Genomic DNA, 19,331 nt, shown 5'->3' with positions numbered 1-19,331 from the left:
ATCCAATTCCCGTAGGAGCCAGGCTTGCCCGCGAAGGCAGCACCGCGGTTTCACTGAATGACCGCGTTATCGTTCTTCGCGGGCAAGCCTCGCTCCTACAGATGCCGTGAACGACGCGAACCCCGTAGGAGCCGGCTTGCCGGCGAAGGGCGCACCGCGGCTTAACTGAATGACCGCGTTATCGTTCTTCGCGGGCAAGCCTCGCTCCTACAAATGCCGTGAACGACGCGAACCCCGTAGGAGCCGGCTTGCCGGCGAAGGCGTTTTCATTGGCGCTGCATGACGTGAAGCTTTCTTCGCTGGCAAGCCAGCCCCTACGCAGGTCCCTGCGCAAGTCAACCGACCCTGTCGTTGTCCTGTTCTGGCGTTTCAATGCCGGGCTCTGGCCGGGTTTTGGTAGTCGATGGCGTCTGCTCATCAGGCGCTTCATGCGGGTAGCCGGGCATCCCCCGGGCGTCACTCGGCCTTTGGCGATGGTCTTCAGCGTTCCTTTCCTTGTCCCAGTCTGTGGTGGCATTCGGGTCTTCGTCCCGGCCAGCGGTACCGAGCACGCAGCCGTCGTCATTGGGGTTGCTCAAATCTTCGGTTGGCTCATCCTTGGCGACAGGTGGATGGGGTTTCATATCCGTCTCCAATACGAGGGTAATGGGCCTTCTTTGGAGGCCCTGGTGATGCCGGAGTGCAGGGCAATTGACGAATGGTCTCGCGCAAGAACCTCGGGGCCATCGTCAATCGCGCTCTTGCAGGTGCTTCAGACTCGTGCGGGTGACACGATGATTTTCACGTTGTGCTCCTTGTTATTGACCAATTCCTCAAAGCCCTGCCCGACGATTTGTTCAAGCTGAATGCGCCCGGTTACCAGCGGTGTGATGTCCAGCCGGCCGTCGGCAATAAAGGCGATCACATCGGCGAACTCACCGTTGTAGGCGAGCGCACCCAGTACCTGTTTTTCGGTGGCGACCAGTTCGAAGAAGTTGAACTCACTGGGTTCCTCGAAAATGCCCACCAGCACACAGGTGCCGGCCTTGCGGATCAGGTCGATAGCGACCTTGGCCGTGTGTTTGTTGCCGATGCATTCGAAACTGACGTCCGCCCCAAGCCCGCCGGTCAGCCGCCGCACTTCTGCCAGAGCGTCGCATTCATTGGGGTCTAGCACATGGTTCGCCCCTACCTCCAGAGCCTTGGCCTTGCGCGCTCCTGACATTTCCAGAGCGATGACCTGCGCCGCACCAGCAGCCTTGGCACACATGATGGTGCACAGACCGATGGTTCCCGCGCCAACCACCACCACATTTTTCCCCAGCAAACTCCCGGCCTTTTTCACCGCGTGCATGCCCACTGCCAGCGGTTCGATCAGCGCCCCGGCTTCGGCGGGAAAGTTGGCCGGCAACTTGTAAAGCAGATTGGCCGGCACGTTGACCAACTCAGCGAACGCACCATTGTTCATCAGGCCGGTGAAGGCCAGGTTTTCACAAATGTTGTACAACCCATGGGTGCAGTAATAACAAGTACCACAGTGCTGACAGGCATCCGCTGCCACCGGCTCGCCAACACTGAACCCCTGAACACCGGCGCCGATTTCGACGATCTCGCCACAGAACTCATGACCGAGAATGCACTGACCTTTGATTCCGGTCAGCGGGTGCGGTGCATCCACCGGAATGAACACTGGCCCGGCCACGTATTCATGCAGGTCGGAGCCGCAAATACCGCACCATTGCACGCGAATCTGGACCCAGCCCGCGGGAGGCGACACGGGCAACGGAACGTCTTCGACACGGATATCGTGACGGCCATGCCAGACAGCGGCACGCATGCTGCGGGTCGGATCAATTGAAAAGCTCATGTAGGAATCTCCCTGAAATCGTTGGCCTTGACGCCCCGTAAAGGGTCGTCAAGGAGAGCATTAGTGTTGTTGCACAAAGTCCAGAATCAGCCGATTGACCTGCTCGGCCGCTTCCATCTGCACCATGTGCGCCTGGCCCGGCAGGATTTCGACCTGAGCAGGCAGGCCAACGCTGTGGGCCGCAGGAATGATCGCGTCGTCACTGCCCCAGATCAGCAACACCGGCTGCCGGCCTTCTTGCACCACGCCGCGCAGATCGAACTGTTGCCGTCCTTCGTTGAACAAACCCGAAACCAGCTGGCGCAGGGCCGCGTCCACCCCTTCCAGGCGCTTGTACTTGAGCATGTCTTCGAGCATCTGCCGATTGACCAGTTCGACGTCGGAGAACAGCTGCACCAGCTGTGGTTTGAGGGCATTGCGGCTGGCCGCCTCGACAAAACCTTGCAGGTAATCGCCGTTGATTTCCGCGCCCAGACCGGCGCTGCCGATCAAGCTCAGGGAGCGCACCCGATGAGGTGCCAGACGCGCGGTGTTCAGCGACACCGCCCCGCCCATGGAATGCCCTACCAGATGCGCCACGGGGACATCCAGATGATCGAGCAGGGCCAGTAGCACTTCGCTCAGTTCATCCAGATTTCCGTGCTGCAGCTGTTTGGTCGATTCGCCATGGCCCGGCAGATCCAGAGCAATCACTCGGCGCGCGGCGGCCAACGCTTCATGATTGAACATCCAATTGTTCAGGTCACCGCCAAACCCGTGCACCAGCACCAACGGCACCCCGCCTTCGCCACGCTCGAAGTAACGGATCACTCGCCCGTCCAGCTCGACCTTCTGCGGCTTCGGCCCACTGTCTTCCTCGGCTCCGTCACCCGGCACGAATGCGGCCTGGAACTGCTCGATCACCGCATCGATTTCGGCCTCACTGGCTTCGCCGTCGACCACGATGCCGAGCAACGCACCGACCGCGAGGGTTTCATCCTGGCGCGCGATCTGCCGACGCAACACACCGGAAAACGGCGCCTCGACGCTGCTGGAAATTTTGTCGGTTTCTACATCGAGCACCTCATCGCCCTTGGCGATCGCCTGGCCCTCCTCCTTGAGCCAGACATCGACCCGGCCTTCGGTCATGGACAAGCCCCACTTGGGCATGGTCAGGGTATGGATCTGGCTCATGAACGCTTGCTCCATTCGATCAACTTGAGCACGGCGTTTTCGATTTTCGCCGCGTCAGGAATATAGAGGTCTTCCAGGGCGTCGGAGAATGGCACCGGCGTGTGCGGTGCAGTCACCATCTCAATGGGCGCCTTGAGCGAGGCGAAGGCTTTTTGCGCCACCAGGGCCGAAATGTCGGTGGCCATGGAACAGCGCGGGTTGGCTTCGTCGATCACCACCAGGCGGCCGGTTTTTTCCACGCTTTCGAGAATACTGTCTTCGTCCAGCGGGCTGGTGGTGCGCAGGTCGATGACCTCGCAGTCAATGCCTCGCCCTGCCAGGCTGCGGGCTGCGTCCATCGCCGTGTTGACCGTGCGTCCATACGAGACCAGGGTCACGTCCTTGCCATCGCGCAGGAAGTTGGCTTCACCGAAAGGGATGGTATAGAGCTCTTCCGGTACCTCGCCCTGCATGCTGTAGAGCAGTTTGTGTTCGCAGAAAATCACCGGGTCGTTGTCGCGGATAGCCTGGATCAACAGGCCCTTGGCGTCATAAGGTGACGACGGGCAGACGACTTTCAGCCCGGGGATGTGCGTCCACAGCGATGTGAGCATTTGTGAGTGTTGGGCGGCTGCCCGCAGGCCCGCGCCGACCATGGTGCGAATCACCAACGGGGTGGAGGCCTTGCCACCGAACATGTAGCGAAACTTGGCCGCCTGATTGAGGATCTGGTCCAGGCAGCAACCGGCAAAGTCGACAAACATCAATTCACACACCGGGCGTACACCACAGGTCGCTGCGCCTACGGCGGCACCGACATAACCCAACTCCGACAGCGGCGTGTCCAACACGCGTCCGGGGAATTGGTGATAGAGGCCCTTGGTCACGCCCAGCACCCCGCCCCAGGCGTCGTTTTCACCGGGAGCACCGGCACCGCCGGCGACGTCTTCGCCCATGATGAACACGCTGGGGTCGCGGCGCATTTCCTGGGCCAGGGCTTCGTTGATTGCCTGCTGATAACTGATTTTTCTCGCCATGATGAAGGTCTCGATTCTTGTTATAGGGGGCGTTCAGGGATAGGAAACGTAGACATCGGTGAGCAGGTCGGCCGCGCTCGGCTTGGGGTCGGACTTGGCCTTGCGCACGGCATCTTCGATCAGCAGGTCCACTTCGCTATCGATCTGGTTCAACTGGCTGGCATCGATTAAGCCGGTCCGGGTGGTGCGTTCGCGAAACTGCATCAGGCAGTCGTTGTGCTCGCGGAAATACTTGACCTCATCCGGTGCCCGATAGGTCTGGGCATCACCCTCGAAGTGGCCGTAATAGCGGGTCAGTTTGACTTCGATCAGCGACGGACCTTCACCGGCGCGGGCCCGCTCCACTGCGGCACCGGCGGCTTCGTGGACGGCGAAAAAGTCGAAGCCGTCGACGGTGACCCCAGGCATGCCGAAGCCGGCCGCGCGGTCGGCAATGTGATCGCACGCCACAGACCAGTTGGAGGCCGTGGCCTCGGCATAACCGTTGTTCTCGGCAATGAACAGGCACGGCAGGTTCCACACCGAAGCCATGTTCATCGCTTCGAATACCGCCCCTTCATTGGAGCCGCCGTCGCCGAAGAACACCACGGCGACGCTGTCCGTACCTTTGAGCCTGGCGGCCAGTGCCGCGCCCACAACCAACGGTGCGCCGGCTCCGACGATACCGTTGGCGCCGAGCATGCCCTTCTCGAAATCGGCAATGTGCATGGAGCCGCCCTTGCCCTGGCAGACCCCGGTTTTCTTGCCGTAGATCTCGGCCATCATCCCGTACACATCAACGCCCTTGGCGATGCAATGACCGTGGCCACGGTGGTTGGAGGCGATGCAATCATCATCCCTCAAGTGAGCCATGACACCGGCGGCCGAGGCCTCTTCACCGGCATAAAGGTGGACGAAACCGGGAATCTCGCCGGTGGCGAACTCCACGTGCAAGCGCTCTTCAAAGACGCGGATGGTGCGCATCGCCCGATAGGCATGCAGCAATTGATCAGCGGTCAGCTGTGTCGACATTTTTATTCTCCAGGGTGTCTTGAGGCTCAGGTTTCAAGGTGCAAGGTTCAAAGGGTGTTGCGGATGTTCACGGCCGATGGCCAGCAGCCGCTCTTGCGCTGCATAGGCCAGCGTTGCATTGACATCGATGCTCAGCGGACCGCCGGCATCGAGGGTCACGGTGGGTAAGTCATGGGCGTTGAATTCGATTTCACGCTCGCCATCCAGAGCCAGGGTGCCGCTGGCCAGGCACAGGCGATGGGCAACGCCGGGTTCAAGGCTAGCGGCGGCGAGCACGCCGCAGCCTTGCAACAGGCCGGGCGCCAGTGGCACCAGCAAGGCTTCGCAAGATTGCGGATCAAGGCGCATCCAGGCGCCATTGGGGGCTTGGCGCGATACCGGAAACCACAAGCCACAGAGCGCCGAAATGCCAATGGACTGAGGTTCGGCAAAGGTTACAAATACCTCCGCCAGATCGATCCCACGGCTGATTGCACGGGCGCCGATAAAGGGCAACGAGGACACCGCTACGTCCACCAATGCCACCTCGCACAGCGCGCGGCTCGGAATCCGCACCAGCAGGCGTTTATTGCGGCGCAAAGCGATTTCGGGTGGAATCCGCCCGCTGGCGAATAGCCCGCCGGCCAACCCGGCGCTAGTGGCTTCACGCAATTCCGGGAAGGCATTGTTGGTCCCCGTCGACAGGGTCAGCAGTGGAATGTCGCCGACTTCTGCGGCCACCGCTTTGTGGGTGCCGTCACCGCCGAGTACGGCGATCAGCGACACACCGCGTTCAGCCATCCAGCGCGCGGCCTGGCGAGTGTCCGCCACGCTCTGGCGCAAGGTAAGGTCGAGAAACTCCAGGGTTGGCCAGTGGCTGTCACGCGCCTGGCGGCCATGACTGTTCTTCAATACCGCAGCGGCGATGCCGGTCATGTCGGTGGGCATCAGCACCCGCTCGACACCGGTGGCACCAAAAGCTGCCAGCAGCCGCTGGATCACCGAGACTTTGTCGGTACTGGAAAACAGCCCGGCATTTGCCGTCAGGCGCCGTACATCCCGGCCGGACGCCGGGTTGGCAATGATGCCGACAGTCAATGGCAAGGCATTCATGCCAGCACCACAGGTAGAACAGAGAAAAGGCCTCGGCAGGAGGACATAGGGCACCTCTTTTTATTATCGGGTTGCCAGTCGCACTGGTTGCAGGGGCTAGAGCAAGGCCAGTGCCAGATTCGCAAAAAAGCGCCAGGATGCCTGTTCCAGAGCGGCCGCGACCTAAGTCCATGAGGGTTTTGATCACGCTCGATTGAGACGTCCCATGTCAGCAAGCAAGGGTTTGTGGTGAGACCTTGAGACGTTGCGTCTCACCTTCGCCGTGAGTGAACCGATGCTTGTCGACCGTCCATGAACAGCGCTTAATAGCCGCACAACTAAAAAAGATCGAACCGGAGACCTTAAATGCTTTCCGCACACTCGAAGGCGCACGTGGATTGCGTCAGCCGTGTTTTGAAGAACGCAGCGCACCTGCCGCAATTGCCAGTGCCAGACTTGATATTGGACTCCTGGCGCCGTTCCATGGAGCAACACCACCTGGACCCCGGCTCACTGCAAGGGCCACGGATCCTTTCGCAGAACGTGCTGCAGGAGTGTCAAGAACGCTCCGAACTGTTCCTGCGCATCGCCAGCGAAGAAGTCGCCCGCCTCCACGGTCGCGTGCGCGATGCCGACTACTGCGTGTTGCTCACCGATGCCCAGGGCCAGACCATCGACTACCGCGTGGAAACCTCGATCCGTAATGACTGCCGCAAAGCCGGCCTGTACCTGGGCACCTGCTGGTCAGAAGGCGAGGAAGGCACCTGTGGCGTGGCCGCGGTGCTGACCGCACGGACACCGGTCACGGTGCATAAGCGAGATCACTTCCGCGCCGCTTTTATCGGACTCACCTGCTCTGCTGCTCCAGTCTTCGACCCTCGGGGCGAACTGCTCGGGGTGCTCGATGTGTCCGCGGTGCGCTCTCCAGACGACCGCCGTTCGCAACACCTGATCCGGCAGATGGTGGTGCAGAGCGCACGGGAAATCGAACAGGCGTTTTTCATGAGCAGTGCCCAGGGCTACTGGGTGCTGCGGGCCCACAACAGCCCGGGCTACGTCGACAGCCAACCCGATTACCTGCTCGCCTGGGACGATGACGGACGACTGCAGGCGCTGAATCCCGCGGCGCGGCAGTGGCTGTTGCAAAGCTTTGGTCAGCTGCCGGAACACATCGGCCAAGTGTTCGATCAGCAGTTATTACATCGGGCCAGGGACGAATCGCTTTGCCTGCTTCACAGCCAGGGTGCCCGCCATGCCTTGCATGGACGACTCAACGCGCCACGGCGGGTAAAACCCAACCCTGCGCGCCGGGTACTGTCATCCGCCGAACTCGACCCGCGACTGGAAGAAAGCCTGCGCCTTGCGGTGCGCGTCAAAGACCGCCATTTACCGGTGCTGATCCAGGGCGAAACCGGTTCTGGCAAGGAAGTCTTCGCCCGCCAGTTGCATCAGGCCAGTCTGCGCCGTGAGCGGCCTTTTATCGCGGTGAACTGCGCAGCGATTCCCGAAAACCTGATCGAAAGCGAGTTGTTTGGTTATGTACCCGGCGCCTTCACCGGTGCTTCGAATAAAGGTCTGCGAGGTCTGCTGGAACAGGCCGATGGCGGCACGCTGTTTCTCGATGAAATCGGCGATATGCCTCTGCCTCTGCAAACCCGTCTGTTGCGGGTTTTAGCCGAGGGCGAAGTGGCGCCCCTGGGGGCGTCACGCAGCAAAGCGATAGACATTCAGGTCATCTGCGCGAGCCACCGCGATCTGGAAGCACTGGTGGCCTCTGGCGAGTTTCGCGAGGACCTGTACTTTCGCCTCACAGGAGCGCGATTCCAGTTGCCGCCGTTGCGCGAGCGCAGCGATCGACTGGCCTTGATCAACCGGATACTCGAAGAAGAATCGTCGGCCTGTGCGATAGCGGTGCAACTGGGAAGCGCCGCACTGGAATGCCTGCTCGGCTATCGCTGGCCGGGCAATGTGCGCGAACTGCGGCACGTGCTGCGTTACGCCTGCGCGGTGTGCGAGACCCATTTGATTCTGTTGAGTGACTTGCCTGAGCAACTGCTCGGCCATCGACTCAGTGATCCGGCTTCAGCCGACACCGTGGAACGCTGCGCCAGTCCGGAACGCCAGGCACTCATCGATGCCCTTGTGCGTCATCGCTGGAAGCCCACCGCCGCGGCCAAGGCTTTGGGCATCTCCCGGGCAACGCTGTATCGACGGGTGCATCAACATGACATCGACATGCCTGGCAGAGGCTAACCACAGCATCATCCGGCGGCACCACTCAGCAAGCGGTCGCCACCGGGCAGCATTCGGGTGCCGGTCAAGCGTTTCGCCGCTACAATGCGCGCCTCGACCGTGACAAGCCCGATAAAAAAATATGTCCTTGCCCAAACATCATCTGGAACTGCTCAGCCCCGCCCGCGACGTAGCCATCGCCCGCGAGGCCATCCTGCATGGCGCCGACGCCGTCTACATCGGGGGCCCGAGCTTCGGCGCCCGCCACAACGCCTGTAACGAAGTGAGCGATATCGCCCAATTGGTCGAATTCGCCCGTCGCTACCACGCCCGGGTGTTCACCACCATCAACACGATCCTGCACGACAACGAGCTGGAGCCAGCCCGCAAGCTGATCCACCAACTGTACGATGCCGGCGTCGACGCGCTGATCGTCCAGGATCTGGGCGTGATGGAGCTGGACATTCCGCCGATCGAGCTGCATGCCAGCACCCAGACCGACATCCGCACCCTGGCGCGGGCGAAGTTTCTCGACCAGGCAGGCTTCTCCCAACTGGTACTGGCCCGCGAGCTGAACCTCCAGGAGATCCGCGCGATCGCCGACGAAACCGATGCGGCGATCGAGTTCTTCATCCACGGCGCGCTGTGCGTGGCGTTCTCCGGCCAGTGCAATATTTCCCACGCGCAGACCGGCCGTAGCGCCAACCGTGGCGACTGCTCCCAGGCTTGCCGCTTGCCTTACACCCTCAAGGACGAAAAAGGCGGTGTGATCGCTTACGAAAAACACTTGCTGTCGATGAAGGACAACAACCAGAGCGCCAACATCCGCGACCTGGTTGAAGCCGGCGTGCGCTCGTTCAAGATCGAGGGTCGCTACAAAGATATGGGCTATGTGAAGAACATCACCGCCTGGTATCGCCAGCGCCTGGACGATGTCCTCGAAGACCGCCCGGACCTGGCCCGCGCATCCAGCGGCCGCACCGCGCACTTCTTCCTGCCCGACCCGGAAAAGACCTTCCACCGCGGCAGCACCGACTACTTCGTCAGCGACCGCAAGATCGACATCGGCGCCTTCGACACACCCACCTTCACCGGCCTGCCGGTAGGCGTGGTGGAGAAAGTCGGCAAGCGCGATCTGTTGGTGGTCACCCACGAACCGCTGTCCAATGGCGACGGCCTCAATGTGCTGGTCAAGCGTGAAGTGGTGGGCTGGCGCACCAACATCGCCGAGCCGAAGGGCGAGTTCGAAGAGGACGGGGAAAAGCGCTACCGCTATCGCGTGGAGCCCAATGAGATGCCGAAGGGGTTGCACCAGCTGCGACCGAATCACCCATTGAACCGCAACCTCGACCACAACTGGCAGCAGGCCCTGCTCAAGAGCTCCGCCGAGCGCCGGGTGGGTCTTGCCTGGGTCGCTCGCCTGCGTGAGGATCGTCTGGAACTGACCGCCACCAGCGAGGAAGGTGTCAGTGTCAGTGTCGCCCTGGACGGTCCATTCGGCCTGGCCAACAAACCGGAACAGGCCCTGGAGCAACTGCATGACCTGCTCGGCCAACTGGGCACCACTCAGTACCACGCCACGGCTATCGAGCTGGATGCACCGCAGGCGTATTTCATCCCGAACTCGCAACTCAAGGCCTTGCGCCGCGAAGTCATCGAAGCGCTGACCGCGGCCCGCATCAAAGCCCACCCACGTGGTGGTCGCAAGGCCGAGACCGAGCCGCCACCGGTGTACCCGGAGTCGCACCTGTCGTTTTTGGCCAACGTCTACAACGAGAAAGCCCGCGACTTCTATCACCGTCACGGCGTCAAGCTGATCGACGCGGCCTATGAGGCTCACGAGGAGACCGGCGAGGTGCCGGTGATGATCACCAAGCATTGCCTGCGTTTCTCTTTTAACCTCTGCCCCAAGCAGGCCAAGGGCGTCACCGGCGTGCGCACCAAGGTCGCGCCGATGCAACTGGTGCATGGCGACGAAGTGCTGACGCTGAAGTTCGACTGCAAGCCTTGCGAGATGCATGTGATCGGCAAGATGAAGGGACACATCCTTGATCTGCCGCAACCGGGCAGCGTGCAGCCGGTCGTCGGCCACATCAGCCCTGAAGACCTGCTCAAGACCATCCCTCGCGCGCCCCACTGAGTGACTGGCGAGCGCGGCGCTACGGCGCTGCGCTCGCAAGACGGCTGAATGTTAAAAGTGTGACCTAGAGGGATTTGCAGGCATAAAAAAACGCCGGATCGGCGTTGGCGTTTGCGTTGGCGTTTTCTGTAAAGACAATCATCCGGGACTTCCGCACTACCTGCCGGCGGAGGCCATACTTGGATGAGTAAAAGAAAATGGCAGGGGCGGCTGGATTCGAACCAACGCATGGCAGGATCAAAACCTGCTGCCTTACCGCTTGGCGACGCCCCTGTATCTGTTACGGCGAGTGCTCGGCACTCTCTTTCTGATTTGTCCTTGCGGACAAGCCCTGTAAGAGCCTCTGCAAGAACGGGCGGCAATTTATCAACTTTCGCTTCGCCTGGGAAGGCCAACACAAAAATATATTTGTTTTAAAACAGATGCTTACTCCTGATCCTGGAGGGTGCCATGGCAGCTGTTACCGATACTCTGAAGCTGTTTCTCGCCGGCGATGTCATGACCGCACGCGGCATCGACTCCGTATTGCCGCATCCTGGCGATCCGCGGCTTTACGAAGACTACGTCAAGAATGCCAGCGTCTACGTCCGGCTGGCAGAAAGACTCAACGGCCCGATTCCCCTTCCCGTCGATTTCACCTATGTCTGGGGCGCTGCGCTGGATGAGCTTGAACTTCGCCAGCCACACGCACGCATCATCAATCTGGAAACGGCGGTGTCCCGCCGCGGACGACCGGAGCCAAAGGGCATCAATTACCGCATGAGTCCGGAGAACTTCCCGGCCATCAGCGCCGCCGGCATCGACTGCTGCGTGCTGGCCAACAACCATGTGCTGGATTGGGGGGCAGCCGGCCTGGCCGACACGCTGGATACCTTGTCGAGCAACGGTATGTGCAGCGCCGGCGCCGGGCGCAACCGGCAATCCGCCGAAGCGCCCGCCGTGCTGCCGCAGCTAGACGGGCGGCGTTTGCTGGTGTTCGGCCTCGGCACACCCGACAGCGGCATTGCATCGGACTGGGCCGCCACAGACAGGCGCGCAGGTGTCGCGCGGCTGGAAGATCTGTCGATGCAAAGCCTGCACCCTGTGGCCAAACGGATTCTTGAGAGCAAAAAACCGGGGGATCGGGTGGTTGCCTCCATTCATTGGGGCGGCAACTGGGGGTTCGACATCCCGCGAGAGCAAGTCCGGTTCGCCCATGCCTTGATCGACGAGGCCGGAGTTGACGTGGTGCACGGACATTCCTCGCACCACGTCAAAGGCATCGAGGTGTACCGCGAACGCCTGATTCTTTATGGCTGCGGTGATCTGCTGAACGATTATGAAGGTATCGAGGGCCACACAGATTTTCGTGGCGACCTGGGGCTTCTGTACTTTGCCTCGTTGGACTCGGGCGGGCACCTGCAATCGCTGGACCTGATACCCACCCGCCTCTGTCGCTTTCGCCTCTGTCGCGCCGAAGGGGATGACCGTCAATGGCTGCACGACACCCTTTCTCGCGAGTGCGCCTGCTTGGGCACCCACATCCAGCCGGGTGCGGAAAATGGCTTCGAGTTACGTTGGTAAGAACCTCTGGACATGTAAAAGCATTCCCAATGCTTTTCGTAGGAGCCAGGCTTGCCTCAATGCCAGTCAGTTAAGCGAAATTCCTGTAGGAGCGAGCTTGCTCGCGAAAGCGGTGGGTCAGGCAACATCAATGTTTGCTGTGCCGCCGTCTTCGCGAGCAAGCTCGCTCCTACAGGGTTTCGCGGCTTAACTGACTGGCATTGAGGCTCGCCTGGCTCCTACAAAAAGCGCTTTGCTCGCTTCCCGGTTTTTTCATTTCTGCGTCGCTTTTGCATTTTTGTGCGACAAATTCCACTTCCGGGACTCCCGTACCACTCCCTCGTGGTGTTAGTTTGGAAAAGTTTCTGACTCATCGATCAGACATTTCCCACAAAACTGCCTGCAAAGGAATGCCTCAAAAATGGATTTATCACTCAAGCACCTGGCCGCGACAACCCTGATGCTGGCCAGCCTTTCGTCGTTTACCACGTCAGCGCACGCCAACATCACCCCGCAACAGAGTGCGACCATTCTCAAGTCCTTCAGTGACGCATCGGTAACGGATTTCAGACAGTTCCTGGGACGCCTGGCCAAAAGCGATCTTGCCAACACCAACGACCTCGGCCCGGCAATCAGTGCCTTCCAGGGCAACAAGACCCTTTCCCCTGAACAGCAGAACGAGATCCATCGCCTGCTTGGCCTCTATGCACGGGTGAAATACGGCAGTGCTGCCACCGAGACTCTGCGCGAATTGGTGGCAATCCCGACTTTCCGCGTGGACGGCGTTGCCCAGCACGACAATCCCGAATTCATCAAAATCGCCGACAAGCTCAAGGACCTTGCCCAGGCCTTCAATCTGAACTTTCGCAACATCGACAACCGCGTTTATGAAATATCCCTCGCAGGCAACGGCGACGAGGTCGTAGGCATTCACGCGCATGCCGATGTGGTGCCCGTGACGCCGGAAAACTGGGTTCTGAAAGACGGCACCCGACTCGATCCATTCAAGGTCACCCTGGTCGGCGATCGCATGTATGGCCGGGGCACCGAGGATGACAAGAACGGCATCGTGGTGGCGCTCTACGCCATGAAGATCATCAAGGAAGAGAAGTTGCCGCTGGCGAGGAATTTCAAGCTGCTGGTAGATACCACCGAAGAAACCACGGGCGACGCCATCCCCTATTACTTCGAACACAACCCGACACCCAACTACAACCTGGCGCTGGATGGCGGCTACCCGGTGGTGATTGCCGAGAAGGGCTACGGCACCGTCATGGCCAGTTTTCCTCGCCGCACTGCAGTGGGCAAAGGCGCCGAAATCACTGCAATGACCGGCGGCCTGGCAACCAACCAGATTCCATCGACTTCCGTCGCCACCCTGGTGACTGACAAGCCCGCCGAATTGGCTGCCAGCCTGCAGAAGGCAGGTAGCGATTATGCCAAGCGCAATGGCGGCAACTTCGAGGTGAGCGCCAAGGTCGTCGGCAAGGACGTCATGCTGACGGTCACCGGCGTTTCCGCCCACTCCTCCGAGCCCGAATCAGGCGTAAACCCGGTGGCCAGGATGCTGGACTTCATCAACAGCCTCGACGGGAAGGTCGCGCTCAAGCACAACCACATTACCGACGCCGCCCGCTACGCCGCCGACAACTGGGGGTTGGATTACCTGGGTGGCAAATTGGGGGTCGGTTTTTCCGATGCCTTCATGGGACCGCTGACCGCATCCCTGACCTATGTCGGGATGGATGAAAAAGCCTTCAAGCTTGCGGTCAACCTGCGCGTACCGAAGGGCAAATCCCCGGAAGTGCTCAAGACCGAAATCGCCGACAAGCTGGGTGCCTGGAGCAACAAGACTCATATCGCGCCAGCCTTCGACTACTCGATCGCCGAGCCAATGCACCGTAACCCCGAGGGTGAATGGGTCAAGGCCCTGCTGGCCGTGGCCAGCGAAAACCTTGGCATGGAACACAAATTTGGCACCTCTGCCGGCGCGACTTCGGTCCATGAGCTGCCCAATGGCGTGCAGTTCGGCTTGGCCAGGCCAGAGCTCAAGTACACAGGCCACAACGACAACGAGTTCAAGACCGTCGACCAGTTTCTGCTGGACTTGCAGATCGTGACCGAAATGTTCGGGCGCATCGGGCAGTTGCCGAAACTCTGACTCTCCCTTTCGGACCCGCTATTCTGGCGGGTCCATTTCTATGCGAATGGGTTGGGTGGCCTTTAAACCTCAACTCGTTCGTTACCAGGATCTATTGATGCCACTGAGCTTTCATAAAATGCACGCCAATGGCGATGATTTCGTCATTGTGGACTCGCGAAACTCGGCCAATCCCATCACCAGTGCCATGGCTCGGCAATTGGGTGATCGGCACCGAGGAATCGGCTTCAATCAACTCGCGGTGATGCTCGATTGCGATGATACCGCTGCGCGCTTGATGTTTTGGAATGCGGATGGCTCCACACTGGATGTTTGTGGCAGCGCAACGCGGGGTGCCGCGGACAGGCTGATGCGCGAATCAAATACCACGTCGATAGTGTTGCGAACCAACCGTGGCCTACTCACGTGTGAACGAACCTCGACCGGCGCGATTTCGGTCAGCATGGGGAAGCCGCTTTTTGGCTGGTCGCAAATCCCCCTGGCTCTGGAACTGGATACCGCTGTTTTGCCACTGGCGGGTGGTCCAGCCGCGACCAGCATGGGCAATCCGCACTGCACTTATTTTGTCGATGACCTGACAGCCATTGATATAGCGACCATCGGACCGACCATTGAAATCAACCCTCTATTCCCCCTCAAGACGAACGTGCATTTTGTCCAGATCATTAACCGCAAGCACATTCGATTGCGCATTTGGGAGCGCGGCGGTGGCATACCCCTCGGTTCCGGTTCCTGCTCTTGTGGCGCCGCTGTTAACGGAATTCGTCGTGGCTTGTTAGACCATCGCGTTGAGGTTGAATGTGATGGCGGAACCGTAACGGTTCAATGGGATGGCATGGGACCTGTCTTTCTCATCGGGCCGGTAGAGACAACTTTTTCGGGAACAATCCCTTCAAAGCAATGAATCGGCGGCCATCGCATAACTGACCTATTCTGAATCGACCGATAAAAGATCATCCTTTTGCGGTACCTGAATTCGTTACAGCAATGGAGGCTGGATGATGAAGGAGCATTCGATTGAGTTTCGCGCTGGAGAAGTGCGTACGCCGCACTCTTCGCCCCTCGCCAAGACCCGTTCCACCCCCTCTCCCACGCTCAATAGCCGCATCGAGCTTTACACCCAGGAGCCGATGGTCAATTGGCTAGGCCCGTTTCAGCTAATGCGCACGGGCTTGCAAACGGCTGTCGCCACCACCATGGGTGCTTTTGCCGACCCGCGGGAAATGCTGGCCGTGCTCAACCCTCGGGGCTCGAACCCGCCCATCCAGGTGGCTGGCGACGGTGACGTGTGGATCGATTACCTGGCTGATACCGGCGATGGCTGGGACTCCACCTATTCGATGGCCCTGTGCGTCAGCCATGATGCCGAGTTGCCCGAGCACCAACTCAAGTTGCCCCGCGGCCACGTGCTGTTGCTCGGCGGCGATCAGGTCTATCCCACACCGGCCCAATCCGGCTACCGCACCCGCTTCCTGGATCCTTTCCGCGCCGCCTTTCCCGCACCGGTGCCCAAGGTGCGCCCTGATGACCAGGAACAGCCCGTGCGGCAGCCGGGTGCACCGTGGATATTGGCGACGCCCGGCAACCACGATTGGTATGACGGTCTGCGCGGTTTCTCCCAACTGTTTTGCGAGCAGAAACCCATCGGAGGCTGGGAAACCCGCCAGCGCACCAGTTACTACGTGCTACAGCTGCCCAATGGCTGGTGGGTCTGGGGTCTGGATTTGCAGTTGGAGTCCATGATCGACCGGCAGCAGAAGCAATACTTCGAAGAGATGCGCACCAAACTGCAGCCAGGCGACCGCGTGATCCTCTGCACGCCCGAACCAAGTTGGGTGGACGAAGCCGAACGGCTGGCACGCGAGGAGAGCAAGGCCTTGCCCTCGATCGAAACCCAGACGCCGCGCTTTCGCAGCCTGCGCGAGATCGAGGAACTTTTGGGTGATCACCTGGCGGTGGTCTTGGCCGGAGACTCGCACCATTACGCGCGCTACCAGCCACAAGCTGGCACCCAGGCGCCGCAACGCATCACCTGCGGAGGCGGTGGCGCCTTCTTGAATGCCACCCATCAGCTTCCCGATCCGCCCAAGCCGTTCAACGTTGGCGGAACCCGGCAGCACTATGAACTGGCGGCGGTCTACCCGGACAAAAAGACCTCCGAGCAATTGCGTAATCGGGCATGGCGGCTACCCACCCGCAATCTCTCGTTCTGCGGCATGCTGGCCCTCCTGTACCTGCTGTTCGACTGGATGGTACAAAGCGCCAGCACCGTGCCCCACCCGGCACGAGGCAACCGCAGCCTGATGGACGTGTTGTCTGACCTCCAAGCGTCCATTTCCAACATTAGCGAAGTTTGGCGACACCTGCTCCTGGTCATGTCACACAGTCCCTCGTCGGTGATGTTCGCTGTGCTCATTGTGCTGGGTTGCGCAGTGTTCTCAGCCGCCGGGGTCAAGCGCACCCGAAAGCTCGCCTATGCCATTGGCGCTATTCACGGGGTACTTCATCTGGGACTGGCGATCGGACTGCTGTGGCTGATGGGCCGTGTCAACATCCACTACTTGCAGCTCGAGGTAGAAAACCTGCACCAGGTTTTGTTGTTTCTGGCGGAGACGCTGGTGCTTGGCGGCAGTCTGGGAGGCCTGTTGTTCGGTGCCTGGATGGTGATGGGCAACACCTTTTGGGGGCTACACAGCGAAGCGGTTTTTTCCTCGCAGTGCATCGCCGACCACAAATGCTTCCTGCGTATGCACTTCAAAGGCGACCAACTCACCCTTTACCCGCTCAAGTTGGAGAAGGTCTGCCGGCGCTGGTCCGTGGCATCAGGCGTCGCCAAACTGGCGCAAGTGCAGCGCACCTGGAGGCTTCGGGCAACACCTGAAAGCACGGGCCCGCGCTTCGTGCCAGCCTCGGGTGCGCTCAAGCTACAACTGATCGAGCCGCCCATCGAGATTCTGCGGAAGTAAACCGCTTTTCGTAGGAGCCAGCGGTGCGGCAAGCCTCAATGCCAGTCAGTTAAGCGAAATTCCTGTAGGAGCGAGCTTGCTCGCGAAGACGGCAGTACAGTCAACATTGATGTCGCGATATATATCGCTTTCGCGAGCAAGCTCGCTCCTACAGGGTTCCGTGTTTTAACTGAGTGGCATTGCGGCAATGCCTGGCTCCTGCAGGTTCTCCGAAGGTCCTTTTTTGCGGGTAAAGGGCTGAGTGATTGTGTCGCGGCGCGGCCGCACCTGTCGTACCTCTTAAAATCAAGTAGGCCACGCGGCGAGCGTTTTTTGGATTTATCTCAGGCCTGAATAATTCACAATCGAAATATGCGCGCCACTCCTTCGCTTCCTCCTCCTCCCAAGTAGTCTGAAACTCCCAGCCCGCTCAGGAGTATCGGGCAATGTGCAATCCCTGGCGCTTCGCCATAGTTGCGACCAATGGTCCACGGTCAGGCCTCGATGACCGAATTTTGGGAGCAAATCATGGCTATCACCATCACCGGAACATTGATCATCGACGAAACGTCAGGTAAGCAGAACGCGACGGCCGGCGGCAGCGACATCACAGGCAACGACGTTAACGATGGTTCGGGCTTCATCAGCACCGGCGTAGCGGCATTCGACACGCTCCTGACTGCCGTGGTGGTGCAGGATCTCACGGGGGTCAACGTCACTGTAGCCGTGAGCAATGGCACCTCCGCCGACCTTGATGGCAGCTCCATGCTCAGTGGTTTCGGGGCCGATGTCACAGATCTGGCCTTCACCAACTCCACAGGAGGGCCGCTGCTTGGGGAAGAGGCTCTGTCTGCGCCTGGCGTCCCCCTTCTGACCGTCGATGGCACGAAAATTTACCTCTACAGCTATACAGGCATCGACTTGGGCATTGATGAGAACAACGTCGTGTTTGGTCGCAAAGGCGTTTGGAATGGCAGTGAGTATGTGGCAGACCCATCGGGCGACGTCGTCTTCGCCGCGTACCTGCAACCCACGGACGCTACCGGCGCCGTCCAGACCTCCGATCTGAACGCCGTGGGCTCCAAGGTCTGGCTGGTGCAGTACGAAGAAATCCAGCACCCGATTACCACCGACCCTGACGACGCCTTGAGCCTGTACAACCTCAATGTCACGGTCAGCAATCGTAGCGACTTCTCGCTGGAAGGCGCTCCTTCAGGCCAGAACCTGTTCCTGATGTACGGCGATGGAACCCCCAGCCCGACCGACGCTGTGATCATCGTCACCGGCAAGAGCCCGATCAACCAGTCCAGCGATCCTTCCGCCATCACCAGCGGCGACACCGTCAACACCGGCCAGGGCGGCGGCCCCACCACCTTGGGCACCAACAGCCAGCAAATCGTGGAAGGCACCGGCTTGTACTTCACCTTCGCGAAGGGCGCGAACCCGGATTACACGGTGAACCTTGACCATTCGGCGACCTCAGTTGGATTCCTGGACCAAAACGAAGCGGACGTGGAGGCCAACATTGACTTCGCCTCGCTCTACGAGAGCAATGGGGCCAGTTTTTCCGTTGTCCAATCGTCCTCGGGCGATAAATCCACGCTGGAAATCAGCGCCTTCACAACGGCTTATAATCCACGTACTGCTTTCATCGAAAACCTGGACGTAAACACGGCAGTTGAAGTCAACAAGGTCGTCATTACCACCCAGCCCACCGGGCATGGCAAGAATGCGGTGCCGGGTGAAACCCTGGTGTTTGACAAGATCAGTATTGAAATGACCCCCACCACGCTGAGCGGTATCACGGTCACGTTCTCCGACCACACCGTGGTGATCAAAGGCCTGGAAGCCAACGACCTGATCACCTACAACACCGCCGTCCCACACAACCGAGCGCTGATCGACAACATCGGTTCAATCGACACCAACTTCGACGCTCCGTTCGACATTGGTGGCTTCAGCCTGGTCAATTCCAATGCCACACCGAATCCGTTCTCGGCGCTGACGTTCCACGATGACGGCCCCAGCGTGACGGTCAGCGCCACCACCGAAAGTGCAATCTTGCTGACCACCCAGGACGCAGAAACCGATGGCGACCCCACGGCCCAGGACAGCGCCGCCACCACGGTGGACTTCAGCGGCGTCTTCGGCAACCTGCCGGTCTATGGCGCCGACGGCGCTGGCACTACCGTCA

The 19,331-nt window shown here is 60.1% G+C and carries 12 protein-coding genes, 1 tRNA gene and 1 pseudogene; 7 read left to right on the top strand and 7 right to left on the bottom strand.

Going from position 1 to position 19,331, the window contains the following annotated elements:
* Window positions 1–335: 335 nt before the first annotated feature.
* From MEB48_RS00070 to MEB48_RS00045, 6 genes are all read right to left on the bottom strand, one after another.
* Window positions 336–623: a hypothetical protein gene (locus MEB48_RS00070; protein WP_237880714.1), complete on the bottom strand. Its 288-nt coding sequence runs from the start codon at window positions 621–623 to the stop codon at window positions 336–338.
* A gap of 128 nt (window positions 624–751) precedes the next feature.
* Window positions 752–1,816: a 2,3-butanediol dehydrogenase gene (locus MEB48_RS00065; RefSeq protein ID WP_237881305.1), complete on the bottom strand. Its 1,065-nt coding sequence runs from the start codon at window positions 1,814–1,816 to the stop codon at window positions 752–754.
* A 90-nt stretch (window positions 1,817–1,906) separates the two neighbouring features.
* Window positions 1,907–3,019: an acetoin dehydrogenase dihydrolipoyllysine-residue acetyltransferase subunit gene (locus tag MEB48_RS00060; protein WP_237880712.1), complete on the bottom strand. Its 1,113-nt coding sequence runs from the start codon at window positions 3,017–3,019 to the stop codon at window positions 1,907–1,909.
* Window positions 3,016–4,035 (bottom strand): alpha-ketoacid dehydrogenase subunit beta, encoded by a 1,020-nt coding sequence (locus MEB48_RS00055; RefSeq protein WP_030128853.1) that lies wholly within the window; start codon window positions 4,033–4,035, stop codon window positions 3,016–3,018. The genes MEB48_RS00060 and MEB48_RS00055 overlap by 4 nt, the downstream gene beginning before the upstream one ends.
* Before the next feature lie 33 nt (window positions 4,036–4,068).
* A complete protein-coding gene (locus MEB48_RS00050) occupies window positions 4,069–5,046 on the bottom strand; it encodes a thiamine pyrophosphate-dependent dehydrogenase E1 component subunit alpha (RefSeq protein WP_237880710.1) in 978 nt (325 codons plus the stop codon).
* Between the two features lie 33 nt (window positions 5,047–5,079).
* A complete protein-coding gene (locus MEB48_RS00045) occupies window positions 5,080–6,138 on the bottom strand; it encodes an ATP-NAD kinase family protein (protein ID WP_237880707.1) in 1,059 nt (352 codons plus the stop codon).
* 345 nt (window positions 6,139–6,483) lie between these two features.
* On the opposite strand from MEB48_RS00045, the gene MEB48_RS00040 reads away from it, so the two are divergent.
* Together MEB48_RS00040 and MEB48_RS00035 are read left to right on the top strand one after the other, a co-directional pair.
* Complete coding sequence (locus tag MEB48_RS00040; RefSeq protein ID WP_237880705.1) at window positions 6,484–8,370, top strand: sigma-54-dependent Fis family transcriptional regulator; 1,887 nt, start codon at window positions 6,484–6,486, stop codon at window positions 8,368–8,370.
* Between the two features lie 121 nt (window positions 8,371–8,491).
* A complete protein-coding gene (locus tag MEB48_RS00035) occupies window positions 8,492–10,489 on the top strand; it encodes a peptidase U32 family protein (protein WP_237880703.1) in 1,998 nt (665 codons plus the stop codon).
* Window positions 10,490–10,687: 198 nt separating this feature from the next.
* On the opposite strand, the gene MEB48_RS00030 is transcribed toward MEB48_RS00035, so the two are convergent.
* Window positions 10,688–10,762 (bottom strand) — tRNA-Gln (locus tag MEB48_RS00030).
* 177 nt (window positions 10,763–10,939) lie between these two features.
* Between MEB48_RS00030 and MEB48_RS00025 the strand changes: the two genes are divergently transcribed.
* The 5 genes and pseudogenes from MEB48_RS00025 to MEB48_RS00005 form a co-directional block, all read left to right on the top strand.
* Window positions 10,940–12,052, top strand: coding sequence for a CapA family protein (locus MEB48_RS00025; RefSeq protein WP_237880701.1), 1,113 nt, complete (start codon window positions 10,940–10,942; stop codon window positions 12,050–12,052).
* A 400-nt stretch (window positions 12,053–12,452) separates the two neighbouring features.
* A complete protein-coding gene (locus MEB48_RS00020; RefSeq protein ID WP_237880699.1) occupies window positions 12,453–14,192 on the top strand; it encodes a dipeptidase in 1,740 nt (579 codons plus the stop codon).
* Between the two features lie 97 nt (window positions 14,193–14,289).
* Window positions 14,290–15,096, top strand: coding sequence for a diaminopimelate epimerase (gene dapF, locus MEB48_RS00015; RefSeq protein ID WP_237880697.1), 807 nt, complete (start codon window positions 14,290–14,292; stop codon window positions 15,094–15,096).
* Window positions 15,097–15,193: 97 nt separating this feature from the next.
* The gene (locus MEB48_RS00010) at window positions 15,194–17,158 is read left to right on the top strand and encodes a preprotein translocase subunit YajC (RefSeq protein ID WP_237881303.1); all 1,965 of its coding nucleotides are present in this window, start codon (window positions 15,194–15,196) and stop codon (window positions 17,156–17,158) included.
* Between the two features lie 507 nt (window positions 17,159–17,665).
* Window positions 17,666–19,331 (top strand): annotated as a pseudogene (locus MEB48_RS00005) (hypothetical protein); the annotation flags it as partial.

The sequence above is a fragment of the Pseudomonas sp. PGPR40 genome (genome assembly GCF_022014505.1).
In the GTDB taxonomy this organism is placed as follows: Bacteria; Pseudomonadota; Gammaproteobacteria; order Pseudomonadales; family Pseudomonadaceae; genus Aquipseudomonas.
The sequence above is the reverse complement of the archived record's forward strand: the minus strand, read 5'-3'. Positions and strand labels throughout refer to the sequence as shown.

Excerpts from the sequence above, each read along its gene's own strand:
- MEB48_RS00040 (WP_237880705.1), top strand. The coding sequence starts at position 6,484 with ATGCTTTCCGCACACTCGAAGGCGCACGTGGATTGCGTCAGCCGTGTT.
- MEB48_RS00070 (WP_237880714.1), bottom strand. The coding sequence starts at position 623 with ATGAAACCCCATCCACCTGTCGCCAAGGATGAGCCAACCGAAGATTTG.
- MEB48_RS00025 (WP_237880701.1), top strand. The coding sequence starts at position 10,940 with ATGGCAGCTGTTACCGATACTCTGAAGCTGTTTCTCGCCGGCGATGTC.
- MEB48_RS00035 (WP_237880703.1), top strand. The coding sequence starts at position 8,492 with ATGTCCTTGCCCAAACATCATCTGGAACTGCTCAGCCCCGCCCGCGAC.
- MEB48_RS00050 (WP_237880710.1), bottom strand. The coding sequence starts at position 5,046 with ATGTCGACACAGCTGACCGCTGATCAATTGCTGCATGCCTATCGGGCG.
- MEB48_RS00055 (WP_030128853.1), bottom strand. The coding sequence starts at position 4,035 with ATGGCGAGAAAAATCAGTTATCAGCAGGCAATCAACGAAGCCCTGGCC.
- MEB48_RS00010 (WP_237881303.1), top strand. The coding sequence starts at position 15,194 with ATGAAGGAGCATTCGATTGAGTTTCGCGCTGGAGAAGTGCGTACGCCG.
- MEB48_RS00020 (WP_237880699.1), top strand. The coding sequence starts at position 12,453 with ATGGATTTATCACTCAAGCACCTGGCCGCGACAACCCTGATGCTGGCC.
- MEB48_RS00065 (WP_237881305.1), bottom strand. The coding sequence starts at position 1,816 with ATGCGTGCCGCTGTCTGGCATGGCCGTCACGATATCCGTGTCGAAGAC.
- MEB48_RS00045 (WP_237880707.1), bottom strand. The coding sequence starts at position 6,138 with ATGAATGCCTTGCCATTGACTGTCGGCATCATTGCCAACCCGGCGTCC.
- dapF (WP_237880697.1), top strand. The coding sequence starts at position 14,290 with ATGCCACTGAGCTTTCATAAAATGCACGCCAATGGCGATGATTTCGTC.
- MEB48_RS00060 (WP_237880712.1), bottom strand. The coding sequence starts at position 3,019 with ATGAGCCAGATCCATACCCTGACCATGCCCAAGTGGGGCTTGTCCATG.